The following is a 20,757-nucleotide window of genomic DNA, read 5'->3' on the forward strand; positions in this document are numbered from 1 at the left end:
TGAAAACTCGTTACTTGCGGGCTACCTGCGGATCGAAACCGCCGATGGCATCATCGGAGTCGAGCGGCAAGGCCGTAACCAGTTCATCATTCGGGCCGCCCTGAGAAAGGTAAATACGCTCAAGGCAGGCAACGAAGGTGCCATCGGCAATGATCGGACGCGACAACTCCACGGCACCTGTTTCATCGACCATCAGATAGTAGGTCGCTATCGAGCTGGCGGCCTGCTGGGTGTACACTGGTAAGCTTCCAAACAAGTTTCCCTGGCATACGCGCTCGGCGCCCGATCCCTTATCGGAGCGCGGCTTAGGGTGGGCGATATCATTGCAGCTCACATCAACGTTGCAGAAAACCACGCGGGTCTGGCGTTGCGAGTTATAAATGCCCTCGACTCCCTCCGAACGGTCAACCCGCCAGATCTCGTCGACGAACTGCTCCCGTAGCGCCCAAGTGCCGTATTGGTAGGCAAACGTGCCCGGGGCATTGGCGCAATGGAAAGGGGTGGCGTTGGCTCGCTCACCTAGCGCAACGGACCTAACGTGAAGGAGGCGATTCAAATCGAGGTTCAGCTCGTCGAGGCGCGGGACAACCTCCCAAGATTCGCGCAGGATAATCGTTTCAACGAAAGAACCGATTGGTCGCACCTTCATCACCTTGTCTGTTTTTCTTACCGACAAGTTGGTCGGAAAAACCGACACGGTCAAGCTGTATGCGTTAACTCGATCATGATTTGTTCTGATCGATCCCTGCCCCTCGTTCATCGCCGAGAGGAGGCTCGGAAAAAGCCTGGTGCAGGTATGCTTCCGTCTTGATAAAGCCGCGCAAAACCTCACCAGAACAAACGCACTTGCCCCCACGCCTCGCCCGCAGGCTTTTGGGACGGCATTTTATGCAGCTAAATCGCCGGCGAACCCTCAACATGAACGATTCTCCGCCATGAGTGGCTCATAGGCGGGGAGAGGGCAAAATGCGTTTTCGTGCACGCTCCAACGTACCTCGACAAAAGGGCGTCCGTCCGTACGGTGCAGAAAAACTACAAAGGGAAATTTATGTCAGATTGGCGATCTACCCGGCTAGCGGCAGAAATATTTTCTCGAACGAGTGCAACTAAGGAAACTACGCTTCTTCATGTTGCGATGCCCGCCGTCGAATCCGTGCTACGTTCTGGGGCGCCAGCCTCTCTCGATTTCACACTACACGATAATGAACATAGCTTCCGCGTTGCTGAGATGAGCGCAAATCTCGTCGGAGACGCCATTGGTAGCTTATCAACTATCGAGTTGAGTCTTCTACTGATGGCATCATACTGCCACGATATTGGTATGTCACCAAGGCGGCAAAAAATCAGCGAGCACTATAGCTGGCTAATCACCGGGGACACATCTAAACTTCCAAAGGTTGACAGAGAACAATTCCAAAGTTGGCTCGATACAAATCGTAGCGGCCTAACTGCACCGGTGGAAAAAGACCGGATTACATTGTCAGGGCTAACTATCGTAGATGACGCGGTTGCTTACTATTCGAGGAGTAGGCATAACGATTGGAGCGAAGAATTTATTAGATCAGAGCTGTCACTTTCAGGATTAAGTCTTTATCCCGGCTGGATTGAGGATCTGGTTATTCTTTGTAGGAGTCACCATGAGGGGCTCTCGGACCTGCGAAGCTCCCGCTTCAATGCCAAAAACGTCGGGTCACCCGCAAATCCAATAAACCTAAGGTTTCTGGCAGCGGTCTTACGATTAGCTGATGTGTTGGAATTTGCCCCCGAAAGGACTCCCGAAGTTGTTCTAAAGAACCGGGGTATTGCTCCGTCAAGTCGCATATATTGGTACAAGGACCATTCGATATCGTTTGAGATCGATGCCGTAAACCACCAATTAATATTCTCAGCACAAACGCCAAACGCACTTATTCATAAGGCAGTGCTTATGACGGCGGATTGGGTCAACGCCGAACTTGCGCTATGCGCTACCCTGAGCCAAGAGAACGCTTTCACCAGCGGAGTGGTCGCGGCTGGTCGTGCAGCGGTATACAAGTGGGAATGGCCTAGTCGTCTTGTATCCGACATACGAGAGTTGCCAGGGACGTTCATATTTATAGACGGAAGCTTTCGCCCTGATACCCAGAAGGTTTTGGCGCTGCTTTCTGGAACGGCGTTATACCAGCGCCCTATAGTAGCCGTGCGAGAACTGATACAAAATAGCCTAGACGCAATCCGGGAACAAATTGCTTACAGTCGCTTGGAAATGGACAATCCTAGAGACGTTCATGCTCTGAATTATCTTAGTAATTTTCACCAAGTCACTGTAACGTTTACGCAGAGCGACGGGAAGTATTTGCTAATCTGTGAAGATAACGGATCGGGAATGACCCGCTCAATCATTGAACAACACTTGCTCATTAGCGGGTCGGGTATCCGGGGTGAATCACGACGTTTAGAACGAGCAGCTCGCGACGCGGGGTTTTTAGTCGAGCGAACCGGCCGCTTTGGCATCGGGGTATTAAGCTATTTCATGCTTGCAAATGCTCTTACGATTACGACCCGAAGAAGTCAGGAAGCTGGCGATCACGATGCTAGCGGCTGGCAGTTTGCGATAAACGGGTTAGACGGATTTGGCGAATTGTCCAAAGATACCAGAGCCGGTAAAGGTACGGTTGTGTCACTGGAACTAAAAGATTCTGCTCTCGAACCATCCCCGGAGTCATTTTTTAAACGGCTCCAAGTCTATGTTTCGCAGACGTTCAGGTGGCTACCCTGCAAATTAGTATTGCGCGATGATGTTGGTGTATCCGATCCTGTGGCGATGGGCCCTGAATGGGCCCATGACGTGGCGTTCGATAAGGAAAAGATCGTGGCTAGCATTTTCCGAAACGACGAGCCGGGTAAAAAAGGCTTTGCTTCGGAAGAGGAAACAGAGATCTTTCTTGCAAAAAGTCGGCGCGTAAAATCCATGACGGATATCGCTAACTCGGCATTGCGGTGGACCCCTGTTGTAGAGATTAAGCTCGATAACGATGAAGGGGTGTTGCGGGGATCCATTCCTTACTTCTTGATTGACGGAAGCAGCTCCGTGCTATTTTCGGATACCGAGAAGCTCAATGGAGATTTTGCATGGGGTGAAGATGCATTTCGCAGGCCTGTAATCAGCAATTTTACCTCACTTCACGGTATAACTATAGAGTTTGGCGCGGGCAAATTCAATGATTGTCATTTGGACGTTGACCTCCGGAAGGCTGCCGAGATCATGGTCGATCGATCTCGGTTGATCGAACCAATGAGCGGAAGCGTACTGAGCCAGATTCGAAAATTTCGATCAGCTATGTGGCGTGATTTCTTGAAGGCGAATACGGCATCGCCATTTAACGAAATAAATGTTTCCGCGTCTTCGCTTTCCGCCGCGCAAAAGTCTGAGTACTGTCGCCAAGTGCCATACTGGCTGCTGCGAAAGGAAAATGGGGCGCCAGCTTCGCTTGAGAGTTGCGATCAGTCTGTCAGTTCGGTTGGACGTTTCTCATTTTATAACTGGACGGATTTTCACATAACAGCATCTGGAGGTGGTTTGGAGGCCGTTCCAATCGGAACAGGCTCCGACGATCGATTGATGCGACTTCATCATTTGTACGGCGGGGGGAAGCTCATCATTCAGCCGGGTGAGAGGAACGCTATGTTTGGCTTGGCTTGGGAGTCGCCAAACGCGTTTCAGGTCATCGACGGCACCGTCGGTTCGATGTGCGCGCTTTTCCCAGATAACTGGCGTGGCGTCGCGGCGGTGAATATGCACGGACGTGTCATCTATAATTTAGACCACGAGTTGATTAAGCGATTGGCACATGTCAAACCGAAGAGTACCCAGGCTCCTAACCGCGAGGCAATAGATCGCGCGATAATCATGGCTAGTCGCGACGAAGTATTTGCCGAAAGATTTGTCATCGAGTCGCTGTCTTGGGGGCGGCGCTATTGGAAGTGGGTTCAGGAAAACGAGCAGGCGTCAATTTCTTCAATATATGGGAAATTCATCGCGGCTGATAGTTCGTTGCTTGTAGCAAACTCTCGGACATTTGAGACGAACAATATGAATACGGACATTTTACGAGCTCTCTCCAGTAGTCTGGCGATAGAAGCGCCTTATCTGCCGGTCGATGAAACCCACCAAATGGTTGTTGATGATGTTCGAGAACGAAAGCGTAAATGAACGATGGTAGGAGCAACGGGATACGGGGGATGCCGTTGCCGCTTAGTATGAGGATGTGTCGTTCGGTTGGGGGGCAACTAGAGGCTGTTATGGACTTGGAAGCGGGCCTGATTCATCCAGTATTGGATGAGCATTTGCCGCAAGCCGTATCCGTCTGACGTCAGCACCGAGGAGTGGTCGCTGGTCGCGCCGTATCTGCTGCTGCAGCGCGAGGATGCCGGGCAACGGGCGCATGACCTGCGCGAGGCGTTCAACGGTCTTCGCTACATCGTGAAGACAGGTGCGCCGTGGCGGTGGATGCCGAACGACCTTCCGCCTTGGGCAGCGGTGGACCAGCAGACGCAGCGCTGGCTGGCGGCAGGATGCTTCGAGGCGCTGGTAGACGACCTGCGCGCGGTGTTGCGCCTGGCGGCGGGCCGCAAGGCCGAGCCGACCGCGGCGATCATCGATAGCCGGACGCTGCGCTCCACGCCTGAGAGCGGCGAGCGCGCTGGCTATGACGGTGGGAAACGCAAGAAGGGCTCGAAGATCCACATGGCCGTCGACACGCTGGGGCATCTGCTGGCGCTCCACGTCACGCCGGCCAGCGCAGAGGATCGCGGCGAGGTGGAACGGCTCGTGCGTACCGTGCAGGCCGTCACCAACGACACCGTCGAACTTGCCTGGGTCGATCAGGGCTATACCGGCGAACGTGCCGCCACCGCGGCCGCCAGACATGGCATCGCGCTCGAGGTCGTCAAACTGCCTGAAGCCAAGCGGGGCTTCGTCCTCCTGCCACGACGCTGGGTCGTCGAGCGGTCATTCGCATGGGCGACCCGTTTTCGTCGCCTCGTCAAAGACTACGAGCGCTACGCCGAAACACTCGCAGGACTTCACGTCGTCGCCTTCGCCTGCCTCATGATGAAGCAGGCCGGTGCCTTCGCCGCAGGTTCATAACAGCCTCTAGGGCACTAAGTGAGCTTACAGGTTCGGCTTCGGCGCGTTGCGACATGATTTTAAGCTTTGGCAGTGCCCCTTTATTAAAATGCGTCCGCCCCCCCACTTGGCATAGATTGTGCTCGTCCCCCTCGCATAGCCATCGGTCGGCGTAAGCCGACCGGTCCGACAGCCGACGCTTGGCGATCGGGTCGATGGGATGAGACGTTTCCGATGGGGGACAATCAAACTGGCGTACGCCGGAGGCGTTCTTTTCAAGCTATACCAATCGAATTGAGTAGCGGTTGAGGCCCAGAATCGAACTCGCGCTCTTTCTTATCGATGCTCGCCCCCAGCTTTTCCAACATGCGGCCGAGAGGGCTGTCTGCGAGGGTCGCACGCGCCAGTTCACGGCAGTTGAGTTGCGCGAACATGTGCTTGTCGTCGACCGCTCGATCGGCATCACGCTGCATCTGGTCGACCGGTACCGGGGCCGCTCGCATCCAGCGCGGCAAGTAGGCCGCCAACGGCTTAGGCAGTAGCAACCGATAGACGTTTGATGTCTGCTTGTAGCGTGGTCCTGGTCCTTCGGCCTCAACACGCTTGAACCGGCGTTGCCGCACGAGCAGCCCGACGCCTTCCAGAATCGTAAGCGCGCGCGCGATCGTACCGCGGCCGAGCGCTGTAGCTTCCTCAAGATGGTCATAGCTAGGGAATACCCTCCCGCCGTTCAGACGAGCGAGGGTCGCCAGCTCTTCGTACACGCGCACGGCCCCGCTTGTCAGCCGCGTGATGGCCTGTTCAAGGCGCGACAGCTTTCGGCCGTCGATCCGTTCCTCACGACGCAAACGCCTACCGGCGTCGAGCAGATTCTTCGCGGCGCGGAGTAGCTTGTCGGTCTCGCCCTTTGCCGGGGTGGAATAGAACGTGTCCTCAAAGGTCCCAGCCTCAATGCTGTTGCGAAGGACCGGCGCGCCCGTGCGGTGCGTGGCACCGGACTTAGCCGCCTTGGAGCGATCGCCGGTAGTTGACGAGGCGGATTGTAGAACGGAGGCAACCAAGCCCCCGATGGAATGCGAAGTACGCGACATCGTGTCGGCTCCCGGCTTGGGAAGTCGAAGGCAGTCGCAGGCGTTGGATGGCTATCCGTCGTCGCCTGCGAGGCGATGAACCCGAAGGTTCGATGTGCTTAGTTTTCGGTGCGTTTTCGGTGCAGCCCGTCTTCAGCGACGGTTTTCTGCGGCTCCTCATCGCCTCTGTAGGTGCAACATTTGCTCAAAAACGGCTGATAAGGTTACTATCAGTTTCGTTCGTAATGCGGGGGTCACAGGTTCGAGTCCTGTAAGCAGCACCACCCTTCTTTAAGTTACATAACGTTGGTCAGCAGTATGTTTCCTACGGGAAGCGTCCTAGCTAGGCTATTCGTTTGGGTCCTAAGTGGGGCGCTTTGGGTAGGAAGTCGTGGCTATGCTTCGCTTGGTCTGTGTCTCTGCGTTGGCTGGACTGGTGGCTGTGGTCCCCGCATCGTCCCAAACCGTGGTCCCTCCCAATCAGCAACTTCTCGTGGGCAAGTACCACTTTGAGGAAGCCGGCTTGAAGGTGGACGTCGATCTCAACGCAGACGGGAGCGCGCGATACCAGGTCAACGCCGGGCGCGCAGTTGGCTTTTGGGCCGTCCAAGGCAATCGCGTCCACATCTATAACAAGCTCGGACCTGTGAGGTTGGAATGCCACGGAGTCGTCGAATGCGCTGCGTCGAATGCGGCGGCGGTGTTCGAGCGCATCGAACTGGGGCCACGGGACAGAGCGCCCACTTTGAGCATCATGAGCGGCACCGTGGTTGTTCACGCGGCGACTGTTTCGACGGCGACCCTCGACAACATCATCGCCCGTTGAAGTAACTTCCCGGTTGCGAGTGGCGGCGTCGCTCAGCGACGCGATCCGACTTGATACGCGACCTGTGCAACGGCCTTGGTCGCGTCGCCGCGTTTTAAGTACAGACCGAGCGACGCTTCCTTGTCTGCTCCGAGGTTTTCCGACCGATATAGCGCGACCCGCTTATCCAACGTGGTCGACAGCCTGGGCGCCCCCAACAGTGGACACATCCTGCGTCTGAAAGGGCTGTGGCGTCCCGCATCTCGTCGGGCTACCTTCTGGGCTGCCATGCTTGGCCGGACGCCGGAACACGGAAATCACATGCCACTGCCAGAAGCGATTTTAGAAAAGATCGACACGTTCACGCTGCATCGGAGCACTTATGCTTCGGTCCAGTATAACGAAACCCTCCTCCGCGACGACTTTTTGGATCCGTTCTTTCGCGAGCTGGGCTGGGATCTCACGAACACCGCCGGCCTGTCACACGCCTATCGAGACGTCGTGAAGGAGGAGGCGCTAGCCACTAAAGATGGCATAAAAGCACCCGACTTCACGTTCAGAATAGGAGGCGCTCGCAAATTTTTTGTCGAGGCAAAACGCCCATCAGTTCAAATTCAAACGGGTAGTTCAGCCGCGTACCAACTTCGCCGTTATGCCTGGAGCGCCAAGCTTCCGCTAAGCATTTTAACGTCCTTCCAGGAGTTTGCCGTATACGACGGTCGCGTGCGGCCCGACGAAGGCGACCCCGCTTCGAAAGCGAGGATCTTCTACTGTAAATTTGACGAACTAGATAAGCACTGGGATTGGATCGCAAGCACATTCTCCAAAGCCGCAGTGCTGGGAGGGTCGCTCGAAAGCTGGGTGGAAGTCAACAAAGCAAGACGCGGACACTCCACGGTTGATAACGAATTCCTTGCAACCATTGAAGGATGGCGTACCGACCTCGCAAAGTCGTTGGCAAGGCGTAACGCGACCTTAACGGAGAGGGACGTTAATTTTTCTGTTCAGCGGATCATCGACAGGATAGTCTTCCTGCGGATCTGCGAGGATCGGTCAATCGAGAATTACGGGCAGCTAAAGAAACTAGTCGCCAAGCCTGGGATATATCTCCAGCTCTTGGATCGTTTCCATGAAGCGGACTTGAAATACAACTCAGGACTTTTTCATTTTAGATCGGAGAAGTTTAGGGATGAGACACCTGATACACTAACTCCGACGCTAATAGTTGAGGACAAGACACTAAGGGATATCATTAAGGGCCTGTACTACCCAGGTAGCCCGTACGAATTCAGTGTTGTTCCTGCCGATATACTGGGTCAAGTATACGAACAATTTCTTGGAAAAATAATACGCCTTACGTCGGCGCATCGGGCGACTGTCGAGGAGAAGCCGGAAGTAAGGAAAGCGGGTGGTGTGTACTACACGCCAACCTACATTGTAGACTATATTGTAGCGGAGACGCTCGGGCGACTGACAGAAAACAGAACGCCACGTCAAATCGAGAAGCTTAGCGTTCTCGATCCCGCGTGCGGCTCAGGGTCGTTTCTCATTGCGGCATACCAGTACCTCTTAAATTGGTACCTCGCATACTATACCGACAATGATCCCAATAAGTTTACGAAAGGGACAAAGCCGGCGGTGGTCCTGAACAAAGACGTGTGGCGTCTTACGCTCGGTGAAAGAAAGAGGATTCTACTACGACACATTTACGGGGTCGATATAGACTACCAGGCAGTAGAGGTTTCTAAGCTTTCGCTCCTTCTGAAGGTCCTAGAAGGCGAAACAGAGCATACCATTCAACCTACCCTCGCCGGATTGGCTGAACGAGCTCTTCCTGACCTTGGGAATAACATCAAATGTGGTAACTCACTGATAGGCTCTGACTTTTATTCCTCTGGTATGCTGCCACTTGATGGCATGCTTCCCGAAAAAATCAACATATTCGACTGGTGTGGAGACGATGGGTTTCAGGAAATAATGGCCGGCGGCGGGTTCCGCGTCGTAATTGGCAATCCCCCTTATATTTTTGCGCGAGACCTCCTTTCTAAATCAGAACGAGAGTACTTCTCCAAGCACTATCCAATGGCTTGGGAAAAGCACAACACCTACCTCCTATTCATGGAGGCTCTGATCGGATGGCTGCACAAGGATGGGTTGGCCTCGTTCATCGTTCCAAACTCTTGGTTGACCGTCGAAAGCGGGAAACGGCTTCGTGATACATACGTGGAGCGGGTAGAAACCATTGTGGACTTCAACTATGCGGTTTTTCCGCGAGTTTCTATGGAACCGACCGTCTTTGTAACTGCCGGCCGGACGTCGGCGGCTCAGCCTAGGGTTGGCCGCGTATCGTCGCGTGCCGAGTTCGCCAGTCAGAAACTACTTTCTGCGAACAGGGAGGCTTGGAGGAAAAACGGTGGACGAATAACGTTCTCACAATCCAAAGATAGGGCCACACTTGACATCATTCGCGAGCGCCTGAGCACCATCGGTTCCCATTTTGACGTTCGCACCGGATTACAGGCCTACGAAAAAGGGAAAGGCGCGCCTGCTCAGACGGCCGCGGATGTCGAAAACCACGTTTACGATGCGGACCGGAAGCTTGATGCGTCCACATATAAGTACCTGCAGGGGGGCGACGTCGGCGCCTTTGCCGTATGCTGGTCTGGCATGTGGATGCGGTACGGTCCTTGGCTGGCACAGCCACGAGAGATCTCGCAGTTCAAGCGAAAGCGGGTGCTTATTCGTGAAATCACGGGTCCGCTACCTCATTGCCTGTCTGCCTGTTTCGTTGAAAGCCCTTATTTGTCGAACAAAAGTATACTATCAGTCCTACACCACGCTGACGATGGTGAAATGCTGAAGGTACTTGCATGTACGCTGAACAGTAGCCTCATGTCGGTGTTCTACAAAGAGTACGCGGTTAAGAGCGCTCGAAAGCTGTTTCCAAAGGTTCTCATCAGGAATCTTCGAGAGTACCCATTCCCGGCAGTGCTGCCAAAAAAGGCGAAGGGTGAGCTAGCGATCCTGTATGACCAGTACGTGGCAGCGACGGCTTCTCTTCAGGCAGCAAAACCACATGAAAAGGATGCTCGTCGGCGTTTGCTCGGCGCGCTCCGAACGAGCATTGATGATGCGGTTTACAAGCTTTTTGGGCTTTCGCAAAACGAGGTGCGGCTCGTTGGTGCTCTGGCCCGCCCCTCCCATGGTGCTCAGGTCGCAACGGGATCGACCAGCGGAGCCGGCTTTAGCAACAGCACTGCGTGATCCAAAGTAGCGGGTGGATACCAAACGCCGACGTCCGTTCCCCCCATATCTAACTTTCCAAGGGTGAATATGCGTCGGATCGAAGCGGCACGGCAGGTATACCGTAGGTCGATTTTTCGGCTTTTCCCAAGCCAAAGCGCTTTCGCTAGGAAGCGGCTGATTGGCGGACTCATGCCAAACTGGGAAGCGGCTGGGTGCCGCCGCCGTGGCACGGGTTACCGTTACCTAAGTACTTGTAAAAGCTCAGCTATTCCCAATGCGTTACTAGCCTTCGTAATGCGGGGGGCACAGGTTCGAGTCCTGTAAGCGGCACCACCCTTCTTTATGGCGCTTCCAGAAGGCAACGGCGGCGCCATCGGCAGTAATGCCGTTCAGGGGGGGGGGGGCGAGTCGGTTAGGTCCTGCTTGGGACGCGTTGGGTAGGGCGCGGGCGCTGACCCACGCTATACCCTTGTAGATTGACCGCCTGTGTTGGATAAGGTTGATAGCGTACGGCTCTTGACCGATCGGCTCACCCGTCCTGATGCGGACTTTTGATCGCATCGAGCGTGCTTCGTTGTCCGCCACCCGGCCAAGATGACCCGCTTTTCAGCCTCGAACTCGTCTGCTGTCAGTGCTCCCGCCTGCTTCAAGTCCCACAGCTTCGCGATGCGGTCGGCGTTTGAAGCATCGGCCAAGGCGAGAGCTGTAGATTGCCTTGAAAACCTGCGGTTGTCCCGACGAATAGCGTTGGCGACAAGTGCATGGAAGTGCTCCATCTCGCCTGCCGGTCCCTTCAGTAGTCGGTTCTGTGCATCAGTCCCGTTCCCCATAATCCTGAAGAAAGTAATGTGGTGAACCGGAGCAGATCGGTCATCGATTAAGATTTTAAGGCAGCGTTCGCGAGACGTGGCTTGTCGCCCCCTGCGATGACGTTCAGTTGAAGGCGAGCGTGATCACTGCCGAACAGATCGCGGACCTTATCGAGCAGGCTCTCGGCTGGGCGCTCGTGGCACCTACGGTGCCCCGGGAGCGATTGAGGGCCGATGCGCGACGGGAAGTTGACTAGCACGTCTACAGCGCCCTCTACCGGCCGATGGATGTTGAGGCTGGGTAGCTTCGTTTGCCGCTATAGGCAGGGAATGGCGGAGGGCGGCCGGGTCGAGCTGTAGAGCGCGCGCCGTATAGATTGTAACCTACCATTATCCTAAATCATCTAACTGATATTTACACAACGGGCATCAGAAGAATGACGGTGGTCGATATCATCGCCAGCATTGCACAGGAAACGTGGCGACTAGCGCATATGTATGAAAATTTACCATTTTGCATTTCTAATTCCTTGAAAGTAAAATAATCTAAAACTAAGGGCTAGACAATATTAGAGATCGAAGCGTTAGTTGAACTTACGGCGTTCGATGATGCCGTGTTGAAGTAGTTATTCAGGCGGAACCCGTGTCCACAAAGCGTTGAATGCCACGCTATCAAATGCGGTGGTGCCCTCAACAATCTTGCCGTTCCGCATCTTCAAGAACCAGCTGTAGGTATTGTGGTAAGGCTGATCATCGCGGGCGACGCCGTTGATCTCGAACAGAACGATGACCATTTCGCCATCTTGATACAGTCCCTTGATCACCGGCTTTGGTGGCGTGTGCATTCGCGCGTGGAACGGTATAATAACACCGGTCAAAAAGGCGTCACGACCCGAATACGTTTTTGATACAACAGAGTTGCCAACGACGGTGATCGTCGCTTGTTCGGCAAACAGTTCGAACGGATTACCCGTTCCTGCGGACCAAGCGTCGAAGGCGCCGCGGACTATTTCCCTGTCTGTCATAGGCATTTTGAGATCCTTACGATTTCAAGAGGTAAGAAAAAGAAAGAGCGCACAGGGTCCGCCTGGACGGTCATCTTGCTTTACAAGGCGCAGTGAATCGTCGCAGATGCCGAGGCAGGCGATTGATGGACGGTCAGCGGCGCGGGCCAAGCGCTAATGCGATCAAGGAAGAAGAACTGGTGCTTCCCGTCAGGTAGCAATTCGGCGCTACCGATAGCTTTGCCACTGACGGCGCCAAGAAGCGTCTCATCGTCGACGCGCCGAAGATGGCCAAACATCGGCACGCCGTCGTAAACCACGGTCGCCGAGATCTTGCCGCGAAACGCCATCATTGCCAGGCTGGCTTCACCATTCATTGCCTGGCTCGACGATAGCGCGCCGGTGTCGTCCCAGCAGACCATCGGCTTGGCATCGCTCGGCGAAACGAACCATTTTCCGAACCAGCGCAGCTTCACCAGTGCTGGCAACAGCCAGTGGCCAGTGTTGAAGCCGCCACCCCGCCATCGCGAGAGGATGTCCTCGCAAGCGACGGGTTCCAGCATATCGAAAAGGGTAAGAAGTTCTCCCTCAGTGGTTGCATCCTGGCACATAAGTTGGTCGAAATATTCCCGGCTGATCATTGCTGGCCTTTCGGTTGACGGACGGACGCAACGCGGTGCGACCGATGAGTCACTGAATGGGTATCGCGCCGTCTCTTCAGCGCCCCCCCTTCAGGTGACATCCGCTACCTAAGCGACGCTGCTTGGCGTCGCTTGTCGTGGCATGCATCCTTTTTGTCAGGCCGTGCAATTTTACGGGGTTGCACGCTCAACCGCGAACCATTTGACATTTCGCCATCCCGTGCGACCTAAATCATACCAAATAAGTAAAGATATCTCGGTAATTGCAGACTAATCTATGACTATGAACAAAGATGCGTCCGCGAGAGGGGAAGGTGCCATAAAGGCATCGAATTCATATGCCGTGGTTATGTGTATAGATCTGAATATGCGGCGCATCGCTTGGTGATGTTAAGTACGCTACCCGGCTTTAATATTAAACTCGTGGTATGGTGTTGATTATGTTACACCCTGCAAAATTAATACGATCTCCGATTCCAGATGCTGAAGCCTGGGCCAATCGATGATGATTGATACTTTCGAAACATGCTACGAGGACGAATGTGACCTTACCCCAAGAGGACCAAGCCGTGTCCGGCGGTCAGCCATATTGGGATATGCTCGCGCAGCAAGCTGACCTGGTATTGCCGCATATGAGCGTAGTGCTTCCCAGCGACGAAGCAGCGCACTCGATTGAATCGCGAATGATTGGCAATCAAGTTATTGCCCATCTTCGGTTCAAAGATGTTGTGGCGGAAGCGTCAGGCCGACGTGCCAATCTTTCCGGCCTAGGAAAGCATTTCAAACTGCTGTGGCAGCTCGCTGGTTCAGTGCATTTTGAATATCCCGATCAGTCCTTAACGCTGAATGCCGGCGAAATGCTGATCAGCCGCGTGAGTATGGACTATAAGATCGAGACGAGCGCGGATGCTGATAGCCTGCTGCTGTTCTTCGATCCTTCATCCAGCTCGTCGTGGCAGGAGACGGTGCATCGAGAGATGGCACGACCACTTCCGGCGAACGGCGCGATCACCGCAGCGGCGGGGGGTGTCGCCGCGTTGCTACGCCATAACGGGAGTGCAGCGGACAGCTTGGTGGCGGACGCGCTAATCGATCTCGCTCTCTCGTCCGCCGACGCGCCTGATGAAGCGTCGTTCGGTCAGTCGTTGCCCGCCGAAATGATTCGGGTTCAGCTTATCGTCGCCGCCAATATTGCCGAAGCTGGGTATGGTCCGGATCGGCTCGCGCATGATCTAGGGCTGTCACGCCGTTCGCTCTATAATCGCCTCGGACGGCTCGGACTGACGCCATCAGATTTCATTCGTCAGCAACGGCTCGATCTCGCTCGGCGCCAGATTATCCGCGGTAGTGACAGCCTAACGATGATCGCGTTGGGGCATGGCTTTTCTGACAGCGCCCATTTCAGCCATGCGTTTAAGGCCGCCTACGGCTATTCTCCGAACGTGTTACGTAAAAGACACGCACCCCATTGACAGGTTACCGCCGCGGCCTGGCCGACTTTAGCCTCTTTTGGGGAAAAAACGGCAGCACCGCAATGTCGGCTATTGCCGCGCGTCTTCCCGAAAGTTTCCTGTCCGTCCTGGACATTGCAAAGGCGAATCATCGGCAGGCCTAGCCGACCTGTCAGTCACTTCCTCCGCAGGTATAGCGCAGATCGACTGTTCGGCTTTTCTAAGTCAAAGCGCTTTCACTAGGAAGCGTACGATTGGTGAAGGGCTTTACGACGTCGGGAAGAAATCACGCGATCCCGGTGCCTAGAACGTTCGATGAGTGGCGTTCGATATGAATTATCCAACGATCTGGGTGCCCAGCTTTACCAGTACCGAACCAGAGTGCCCGTTGCTCTTCATGGAATCATGGCACATCGCGGATCAGAATATCGCTGAACACAGCCTCCCTTCGCGGTCGCGGCTTTAGCGAAGGTGAAGGATGTCCGGCACTCCTGACGATATGCACGGCGCAATTTCCGGCGTGATCGCAGCATGCTCTGCTGCCGGGTGCGGCGGGTGCCTTATGTCCGAGCGTGCGATGCCATAAGGCCACGCAGCTTTATGCAGGAGGTGACGATGAAACCCATGATTGGACGCGATACGCGGCTGTGCATGTCCTTGTCGGCGCGGCCGGGAAACTTCGGCACGCGCTTTCACAACCGTCTATACGAGCTGACAGGGCTCGATTTCGTCTACAAGTCTTTCTCCACCACCGATCTCCCTGGCGCGATCGCGGGAATTCGAGCGCTGGATATTCGCGGTTCCGCGGTCTCGATGCCTTTCAAGGAAGCGGTGATCCCGTTGCTCGACGGCCTGGCGGCAACCGCTGGCGCGATCGACAGCGTCAATACGATCGTCAACGACGATGGAGTCCTGACCGGGCACAATACGGATTACGGGGCGGTCGTCGATCTGATCGCCGATATCGATCGCGCGATGCCGTTCGTGGTGCAGGGGGCGGGGGGCATGGCGAAGGCCGTTGCCGCGGCACTCCGCGATGGCGGTTTCCGCAACGGCACGATCGTCGCGCGGAACGAAACGGCGGGACGAATCCTGGCGCACCGGTATGGCTATGAATGGGTGTCCGACATTCAGGCGGTTTCGGGCCCGGTGCCTTTGCTCGTGAACGTTACGCCGCTTGGCATGACCGGGCGCGATGCCGACGTGCTCGCGTTTCCCGCCGCGATGATCGCCGCGTGCGAGATCGCGTTCGACGTGGTCCAGTATCCGATCGAAACGCCCTTCGTGCGTGCGGCGGCGGCGGCAGGCAAACGGTGCATCACCGGCGCAGAGGTCGCTACGCTACAGGCCGTGCAGCAGTTTATCCTCTATACCGGCGTCGAGCCCGATGCGGCGCAGGTAGCGGAGGCAGCGGCATGGGCGCGCGCCAATTCGTGAAGACCTGTGCGGTCGGTGGTTGAGCACGGGTCGATCATCGTTCGTCCTCTCGTGGGTATCGCAAGGGTGGCGATCGGCGCTTGCTAGTGCGCGGGCGTATCGACGAGTGCGCTCGCCAGCCAGGCAGGAACGAGCGCGTCGCCGAGCGCTTCGACGCGGCGATGCTCGACCATCAGGTTCAGCTCGGGATAGGTGATTCGCGTCCGCGCGCTTGGTTCGGTGAAAGGTGCGACGACAAGTCGGCGGTTCACCTTAGACCGGTGATGCATCCGCGCGGTGTTTTCCTGGCCGACGTAACATCCCTTGGTAAAGCTGACACCGTTCAGTTCGCGCGCGTTGCATTCGAGCCAGAGCGTCTCGCCGCTACCGAGTTCGGCTACGCCCTCGGTGACGCCAAGCGACAGGCGATGCGCATGCCAGCCGGTCGCCGCCTGGGCGGCGGGGGCAAGCCAGCGGCGGCCGAGTTGGGCGAGGCGGGGGTCCGGAACGCCTTGCTGTCCGGACCGCGACCAATGGGCCCTGGCCTCGTCGTGTTGGATCGTGATCGCACGGCGCAAGCGGTATAGCGACAGGCGTTTGATCAGCGTTTCGGCCTGCGCCGCCTCGACATCGATCAGGACGTCTTCGCCGTCAGCCCAGAGGATAAAGTCGAACAGCACCTTTCCCTGAGGGGACAGCAGCGCGGACCATGCGGGCAGGGTGGGCGCAACGAGCCCGACGTCGGCCGTGACCAGCCCCTGCAGGAAACCGCGCGGGTCATCGCCCGCAACGCGGATCACGCGGCGATCGGCTAGCATCGTTCCGGAAGTGTCCATGCGCACCACCTAGTGCGCCGGGCGCCGATTCCAAGCATTGCGTGTCTGGCGTCGTTGCTTCGGCGCCGATAGGAAGGCGACATGACCGAGCGCCTCACGATCCGCCGCCCAGACGACTGGCACGTCCACCTGCGCGATGGCGCGATGCTGGAGGCGGTGGCGGGGTATACCGCGCGGCAGTTCGCCCGTGCGATCATCATGCCGAACCTGACTCCGCCGGTGACGTCGATCGAGGCAGCAACGGCGTATCGCGCGCGGATCCTAGCGGCCGTGGGCGATACCGTGGACTTCACCCCGCTGATGACGTGTTACCTTACCGACGGCACCGACCCCGCCGAGCTCGAGCGCGGTCATGCCGAAGGCGTGTTCACCGCGTGCAAGCTCTACCCGGCGCACGCCACCACCAATTCCGCGCACGGCGTCACCGACATTCGCGCGCTGACGGGCGTGTTGGAGACGTTGCAGCGGATCGGCATGCCGCTGCTGATCCACGGCGAGGTGACGGACAAGTCGATCGACATCTTCGACCGCGAGGCGGTGTTCGTCGAGCGCGTGCTGACGCCGCTGGTGCGCGACTATCCCGGCTTGAAGATCGTGCTGGAGCATATCACGACCGCGGAGGCCGCAGCGTTCGTGGCCGAGGCGGATCATCCGATTGCCGCGACGATCACGCCGCAGCATTTGCTGATCAACCGCAATGCGTTGTTCGACGGGGGGCTCAGGCCGCACGCATATTGCCTGCCGGTGCTGAAGCGGGAGACGCATCGCCTGGCAGTGCGGCGTGCCGCGGTGTCTGGATCGCCGCGATTTTTCCTTGGAACCGACAGCGCGCCGCATGTGGTCGGGGCGAAGGAATCCGGGTGCGGATGCGCGGGAATCTTCAACGCACCGTTCGCGCTCGAGGCATATGTTCGGGTGTTCGACGAGGAGGGGGCGCTCGACGCGTTCGAGGGATTCGCGTCGGAGCACGGCGCGCGGTTCTACGGCTTGCCGCTGAACCAGGGTACCGTGACGCTGGTGCGCGGCGACGTCGAGGTGCCGGCTTCGGTTGGCACAGGGGAGACGGCGGTCGTGCCGTTTCTGGCGGGGACCAATGCCGGGTGGCGGTTCGAGGGCTAGTACCGCCTCGTCCCGAAGCTTTTTAGGGCCGATCGAACGCCAGCCTCCCCCTATCGGGAGGACAAGACGCCGAAGGCGGCTACGACCGGTATGAGGGCAGGGGCGGAACGTTTAGGTCGCGGAAGCCTGCGCCTTCAGCCGATCCAGCCATAACCGGGCTTCCTTCTGCTCGCCGACCGCGCTCGCGCTGGCCGGGCCGCGGGCGGCGAAGAAGTCGCGATGGAGTGCGAACGGTTCGAGCATCAGGCGTTCGCGCATTGAATCGATGTCGCTGCCCATCTCGGTCAGCGCGTCGATAGTGGGAGCGATGGCCGCGCGGACGCGGCGGTCGGTGGTGCGATCGAACAGGCCTAGCGAACCGGCGGCGGTCTTCTCGATCGCGGCGATCAGTGTTTCGCGATATTCTGTTTCGAGGTCCTCGCGCTGAGCATCGAGACGAGCGAGACGGTCGGGTTTTGCCATTGTTTCGGGGTAACGCTTGGGATGGGAGCGTCAACTCGTCGACGGCACTTTAGAGCGGTGTCAGGAGGGACGCCGTGGTTGGGGCGCACGCCGGCGCAAGCCCATTTCGTCGGACGAGCTTGCGTGTGTCAGCAGGGCGTGGCCATTCGCCACGTCTAGAACGGCAGCCACCGACTCTTGTGCGTGATGTTCATATACCCGACGTTCACGCCCGCGCGCCAGCCGACGCCGAGGCGAATGGGTATCAGGACGACATTGCCACGGCGCAGGTACGTGGCCGCGAAACCGCCGACGAGATAGAGTCGGCCTTCGACTGCGGGGAAGCGTTTGTAGAGTTCTTCCGTGTCGTAGAGGTTGTAGACCAGGACGAAGACCTTGTTCGCGTCGCCGCCGACGTCGAAGCCGACCGATGGTCCGGTCCAATAGACCGGTTGCTGGCCCTCGACCTTGTGGCTCATGATCCCCGAGCCATAGCGGACGCCGAGGATGAAGGCGCCCGACGCTTCGCGGCCGGCGATGTAGGCGTTGGGTTGGCCCTGGTCCTTGAGGATCTTTTCCAGGATGCCGCCCAGGCCTGCCGCGCCCTTGCCGAATACGCCTTCACCCGCAGCGAGCAGATCATCGCGCTGATACGTGTCGGCCGCCTGCATCGTCGCTTCCGCGCGCGTTTCGGGAGGCGCCGTGCGGGCCTGGGATGCCGGTGGCACAATGGTATCGTTCTGGACCGGCGCATCGGGATAGCTGGGCTCGGACGATGCGGGCCTCGACGGTTGCGTGGTCGCCTGCCTGTTCGCGGGAGGGGCATATGCCCGAGGCGCGATGTCGCCGTCGATCGCCTGGTTGGGATCGATCGTGCGGACCTGCGCAGACGCGCCGCCTCCACAAAGGGCTGCCGCTAGGGCACCCAGGCCAAGCCAGACGCTACGCATGTCGATCGATCCCCAAATACCAACGCACGACAGGTTAACCAACGTCGGGCTTGCCGCGCAATGAACGAACCGGCTGCCCGTGTCGAATTCGGGCGAATTCGGGCCGAACGCCCGGTCAACACCAGGTAAGGACGTGCGACAAGGCTATGTGCTGCCGGAACATGCCGATGAAATGCGCCGTCGGAACGGAATTCGTGCGCCCGGCGATTACAGCCGTTGCCCCCCGCACCGACCCTCGCTATAGCCCCGCATCTGCTGCAGCCGGAGACGTGGGTGAGTGGCTGAAACCAGCGGTTTGCTAAACCGCCGTACCGGGTTTACTGGTACCGAGGGTTCGAATCCCTCCGTCTCCGCCAAGCGATGCCCCCTAAGTAGTTGATTACACTAGGTAACGGCATTCGCTGCATGGCTTGGCTCCACCACCTGTTCCCACACCGTGATTTGCGCATCAGTGAGCATGGGTGCGCGTCTTTCGATAAATGCTCGTTAGAAAAGTTACGCAGGGTAGCTGTCGTCATATCTGTCGCGAACGCAGCCCGCTTCAGGAACGCCACGTCCTGTCGCCGACAGGAAGATCGGCCGCGCGTACAGTGACAGCCTCTGTGCAGCCGTTCGATTGTCGATCGGCTGCGTGGAGGACGACATGAACCAGCACACCGCGATCGCTGTACGTCGGGATGACGTAAATCTCTGGAAGCAGGACGGCCGCCCGGTCCCGGGCTGGTTGCATCCTTGGATGATCGGCCGCGTCGAGGCCAACGGGACGTTCCTTATAGAGACGCCGCTAGGGCAGCAGCGCGTTCACCGCGGCTATGTCGTCGTTGAACATGTTGGCGACGTTTATGCATGGCCGGAGGAAGAGGTGGGGGCGAGGGTAGCCGAGCTCCGTGATCGAGCCGTCGCCGGTTCACGGCCATCAAATATGGTTGGCCCCGGCAAGAGCCTGAAGACGGCCATACCCAGCCGGAAGCGCGAAAGGGGCTCACCAGGCACTACTCGGCGCGTCTATTCTCCCGTCACGGGCGCACCACCCAGTATCGAATGGGTTGGTGTCAGCGATCTGCAGGTCGATGGAGACTACCAGCGTTCGATCGATGGCTACACGTCCGAACGCCTGATAGCGTCGATCGCGGCGCACTGGGATTGGCGCCTATGCATGCCGCTCGCTGTCTCGCGTCGGGATGAAGGGCGGTATGTGATCGATGGGCAGCATAGGCTTGCCGCTGCCAAGCTACGATCGGACATCCCGCATCTACCTTGCTGTATCGCGAGCTACGACGGCCCCGCAGATGAGGCGGCGATGTTCGTTGCGGCCAATCGCGCACGCCGCGCCATCAGCCGGCTAGACGATTTTCATGCTGCGCTCGTTGCTGGCGACGAGGACGCGATCGAGGTCAATCGGGTGGTGCACGAGGCCGGTTTGAAGGTGTCGCGCCAGACACGATCTCAGGCCTGGGTCCCGGGTGAAGTTTCCTTCACCAGCAGTATCGCGAATATACTCGGCAAGCATGGCGAAGACATGGTGCTCGAAGCTCTGACGGGTATGGCGAATGCCTTCAGAGGGCAGGTGCTGTCGGCCGGGTCATCGGTTTTCATAGGGCTGACCCGCATTCTAGTGCGGCCACCCGAGGGTCTTGATCGTGAGCGGCTATACCGAGCGTTGCACCACTACGACATGACTGGGTGGGGTAAGTTCGTGAAGGGGGCCAAGGGCACCGATATGCGGGCCCAGGCAATGCGTGCGGCAATCCTCGAGGTCTATGCAGGTATCGCCCCAGCGCGGACCTGATGCAGCGCCCGCCGGTGTTGCTGCCGGCGGGCGCTTCTACAGGTATTGGCGCAGAACAGTCGTTGGATACCGC

General features: G+C 57.5%; 16 protein-coding genes and 1 tRNA gene. 10 read left to right on the top strand and 7 right to left on the bottom strand.

All coding sequences use genetic code 11. The features are described 5' to 3' along the window. Positions 1 to 10 precede the first annotated feature (10 nt). Positions 11 to 703, bottom strand: coding sequence for a hypothetical protein (locus tag BM244_RS08070; RefSeq protein ID WP_217649104.1), 693 nt, complete (start codon positions 701 to 703; stop codon positions 11 to 13). 525 nt (positions 704 to 1,228) lie between these two features. Between BM244_RS08070 and BM244_RS08075 the strand changes: the two genes are divergently transcribed. Both BM244_RS08075 and BM244_RS08080 read left to right on the top strand, forming a co-directional pair. Further along, complete coding sequence (locus BM244_RS08075) at positions 1,229 to 4,192, top strand: HD domain-containing protein (protein ID WP_175518129.1); 2,964 nt, start codon at positions 1,229 to 1,231, stop codon at positions 4,190 to 4,192. 126 nt (positions 4,193 to 4,318) lie between these two features. Next, positions 4,319 to 5,128, top strand: coding sequence for an IS5 family transposase (locus BM244_RS08080; protein WP_093398449.1), 810 nt, complete (start codon positions 4,319 to 4,321; stop codon positions 5,126 to 5,128). 254 nt (positions 5,129 to 5,382) lie between these two features. Here the strand turns inward: BM244_RS08080 and BM244_RS08085 are convergent, their stop codons facing one another. Further along, positions 5,383 to 6,198, bottom strand: coding sequence for a helix-turn-helix domain-containing protein (locus BM244_RS08085; protein ID WP_093398450.1), 816 nt, complete (start codon positions 6,196 to 6,198; stop codon positions 5,383 to 5,385). A 472-nt stretch (positions 6,199 to 6,670) separates the two neighbouring features. Between BM244_RS08085 and BM244_RS08090 the strand changes: the two genes are divergently transcribed. The 3 genes from BM244_RS08090 to BM244_RS23860 all read left to right on the top strand — a co-directional run bounded on the left by BM244_RS08090 (position 6,671) and on the right by BM244_RS23860 (position 11,294). Next, complete coding sequence (locus tag BM244_RS08090) at positions 6,671 to 7,003, top strand: hypothetical protein (protein ID WP_139226884.1); 333 nt, start codon at positions 6,671 to 6,673, stop codon at positions 7,001 to 7,003. Positions 7,004 to 7,303: 300 nt separating this feature from the next. Continuing rightward, on the top strand, positions 7,304 to 10,246 hold the full coding sequence (locus tag BM244_RS08095; RefSeq protein ID WP_175518130.1) for an Eco57I restriction-modification methylase domain-containing protein: 2,943 nt from the start codon (positions 7,304 to 7,306) through the stop codon (positions 10,244 to 10,246). 931 nt (positions 10,247 to 11,177) lie between these two features. Further along, complete coding sequence (locus tag BM244_RS23860) at positions 11,178 to 11,294, top strand: DUF6771 family protein (RefSeq protein ID WP_368086061.1); 117 nt, start codon at positions 11,178 to 11,180, stop codon at positions 11,292 to 11,294. A 369-nt stretch (positions 11,295 to 11,663) separates the two neighbouring features. Here BM244_RS23860 and BM244_RS08100 read toward each other — a convergent pair whose 3' ends face one another. After that, the gene (locus BM244_RS08100; protein WP_093398453.1) at positions 11,664 to 12,068 is read right to left on the bottom strand and encodes a nuclear transport factor 2 family protein; all 405 of its coding nucleotides are present in this window, start codon (positions 12,066 to 12,068) and stop codon (positions 11,664 to 11,666) included. A 74-nt stretch (positions 12,069 to 12,142) separates the two neighbouring features. After that, positions 12,143 to 12,682: a DUF4334 domain-containing protein gene (locus BM244_RS08105; protein ID WP_093398454.1), complete on the bottom strand. Its 540-nt coding sequence runs from the start codon at positions 12,680 to 12,682 to the stop codon at positions 12,143 to 12,145. Positions 12,683 to 13,251: 569 nt separating this feature from the next. Here BM244_RS08105 and BM244_RS08110 point away from each other — a divergent pair. Beyond that, positions 13,252 to 14,154, top strand: coding sequence for an AraC family transcriptional regulator (locus BM244_RS08110; protein ID WP_139226885.1), 903 nt, complete (start codon positions 13,252 to 13,254; stop codon positions 14,152 to 14,154). A 594-nt stretch (positions 14,155 to 14,748) separates the two neighbouring features. Then, positions 14,749 to 15,570 (top strand): shikimate 5-dehydrogenase, encoded by an 822-nt coding sequence (locus BM244_RS08115; RefSeq protein WP_093399036.1) that lies wholly within the window; start codon positions 14,749 to 14,751, stop codon positions 15,568 to 15,570. 83 nt (positions 15,571 to 15,653) lie between these two features. Here the strand turns inward: BM244_RS08115 and BM244_RS08120 are convergent, their stop codons facing one another. Next, positions 15,654 to 16,385, bottom strand: a complete 732-nt coding sequence (locus BM244_RS08120; protein ID WP_254784347.1) for a CAF17-like 4Fe-4S cluster assembly/insertion protein YgfZ — start codon at positions 16,383 to 16,385, stop codon at positions 15,654 to 15,656. Between the two features lie 81 nt (positions 16,386 to 16,466). Between BM244_RS08120 and pyrC the strand changes: the two genes are divergently transcribed. Further along, positions 16,467 to 17,504, top strand: coding sequence for a dihydroorotase (pyrC, locus tag BM244_RS08125; RefSeq protein WP_093398456.1), 1,038 nt, complete (start codon positions 16,467 to 16,469; stop codon positions 17,502 to 17,504). A gap of 111 nt (positions 17,505 to 17,615) precedes the next feature. Here the strand turns inward: pyrC and BM244_RS08130 are convergent, their stop codons facing one another. Together BM244_RS08130 and BM244_RS08135 are read right to left on the bottom strand one after the other, a co-directional pair. Continuing rightward, the gene (locus tag BM244_RS08130; protein ID WP_093398457.1) at positions 17,616 to 17,966 is read right to left on the bottom strand and encodes a hypothetical protein; all 351 of its coding nucleotides are present in this window, start codon (positions 17,964 to 17,966) and stop codon (positions 17,616 to 17,618) included. A gap of 155 nt (positions 17,967 to 18,121) precedes the next feature. Beyond that, a complete protein-coding gene (locus BM244_RS08135; protein WP_093398458.1) occupies positions 18,122 to 18,895 on the bottom strand; it encodes a DUF1134 domain-containing protein in 774 nt (257 codons plus the stop codon). Positions 18,896 to 19,158: 263 nt separating this feature from the next. Between BM244_RS08135 and BM244_RS08140 the strand changes: the two genes are divergently transcribed. Then, positions 19,159 to 19,251: transfer RNA gene (locus BM244_RS08140), tRNA-Ser, on the top strand. Between the two features lie 287 nt (positions 19,252 to 19,538). Beyond that, the gene (locus tag BM244_RS23370; RefSeq protein ID WP_217649105.1) at positions 19,539 to 20,684 is read left to right on the top strand and encodes a DUF6551 family protein; all 1,146 of its coding nucleotides are present in this window, start codon (positions 19,539 to 19,541) and stop codon (positions 20,682 to 20,684) included. Positions 20,685 to 20,757 lie beyond the last annotated feature (73 nt).

Source organism: Sphingomonas sp. OK281, from assembly GCF_900115295.1.
Lineage (GTDB): Bacteria > Pseudomonadota > Alphaproteobacteria > Sphingomonadales > Sphingomonadaceae > Sphingomonas.

Coding starts and splice junctions, on each gene's coding strand:
- BM244_RS23370 (WP_217649105.1), top strand. CDS start 19,539: ATGAACCAGCACACCGCGATCGCTGTACGTCGGGATGACGTAAATCTC.
- BM244_RS08115 (WP_093399036.1), top strand. CDS start 14,749: ATGAAACCCATGATTGGACGCGATACGCGGCTGTGCATGTCCTTGTCG.
- pyrC (WP_093398456.1), top strand. CDS start 16,467: ATGACCGAGCGCCTCACGATCCGCCGCCCAGACGACTGGCACGTCCAC.
- BM244_RS08105 (WP_093398454.1), bottom strand. CDS start 12,682: ATGATCAGCCGGGAATATTTCGACCAACTTATGTGCCAGGATGCAACC.
- BM244_RS08085 (WP_093398450.1), bottom strand. CDS start 6,198: ATGTCGCGTACTTCGCATTCCATCGGGGGCTTGGTTGCCTCCGTTCTA.
- BM244_RS08100 (WP_093398453.1), bottom strand. CDS start 12,068: ATGCCTATGACAGACAGGGAAATAGTCCGCGGCGCCTTCGACGCTTGG.
- BM244_RS08120 (WP_254784347.1), bottom strand. CDS start 16,385: ATGGACACTTCCGGAACGATGCTAGCCGATCGCCGCGTGATCCGCGTT.
- BM244_RS08095 (WP_175518130.1), top strand. CDS start 7,304: ATGCCACTGCCAGAAGCGATTTTAGAAAAGATCGACACGTTCACGCTG.
- BM244_RS08080 (WP_093398449.1), top strand. CDS start 4,319: ATGAGCATTTGCCGCAAGCCGTATCCGTCTGACGTCAGCACCGAGGAG.
- BM244_RS08135 (WP_093398458.1), bottom strand. CDS start 18,895: ATGCGTAGCGTCTGGCTTGGCCTGGGTGCCCTAGCGGCAGCCCTTTGT.
- BM244_RS08075 (WP_175518129.1), top strand. CDS start 1,229: ATGAGCGCAAATCTCGTCGGAGACGCCATTGGTAGCTTATCAACTATC.
- BM244_RS08130 (WP_093398457.1), bottom strand. CDS start 17,966: ATGGCAAAACCCGACCGTCTCGCTCGTCTCGATGCTCAGCGCGAGGAC.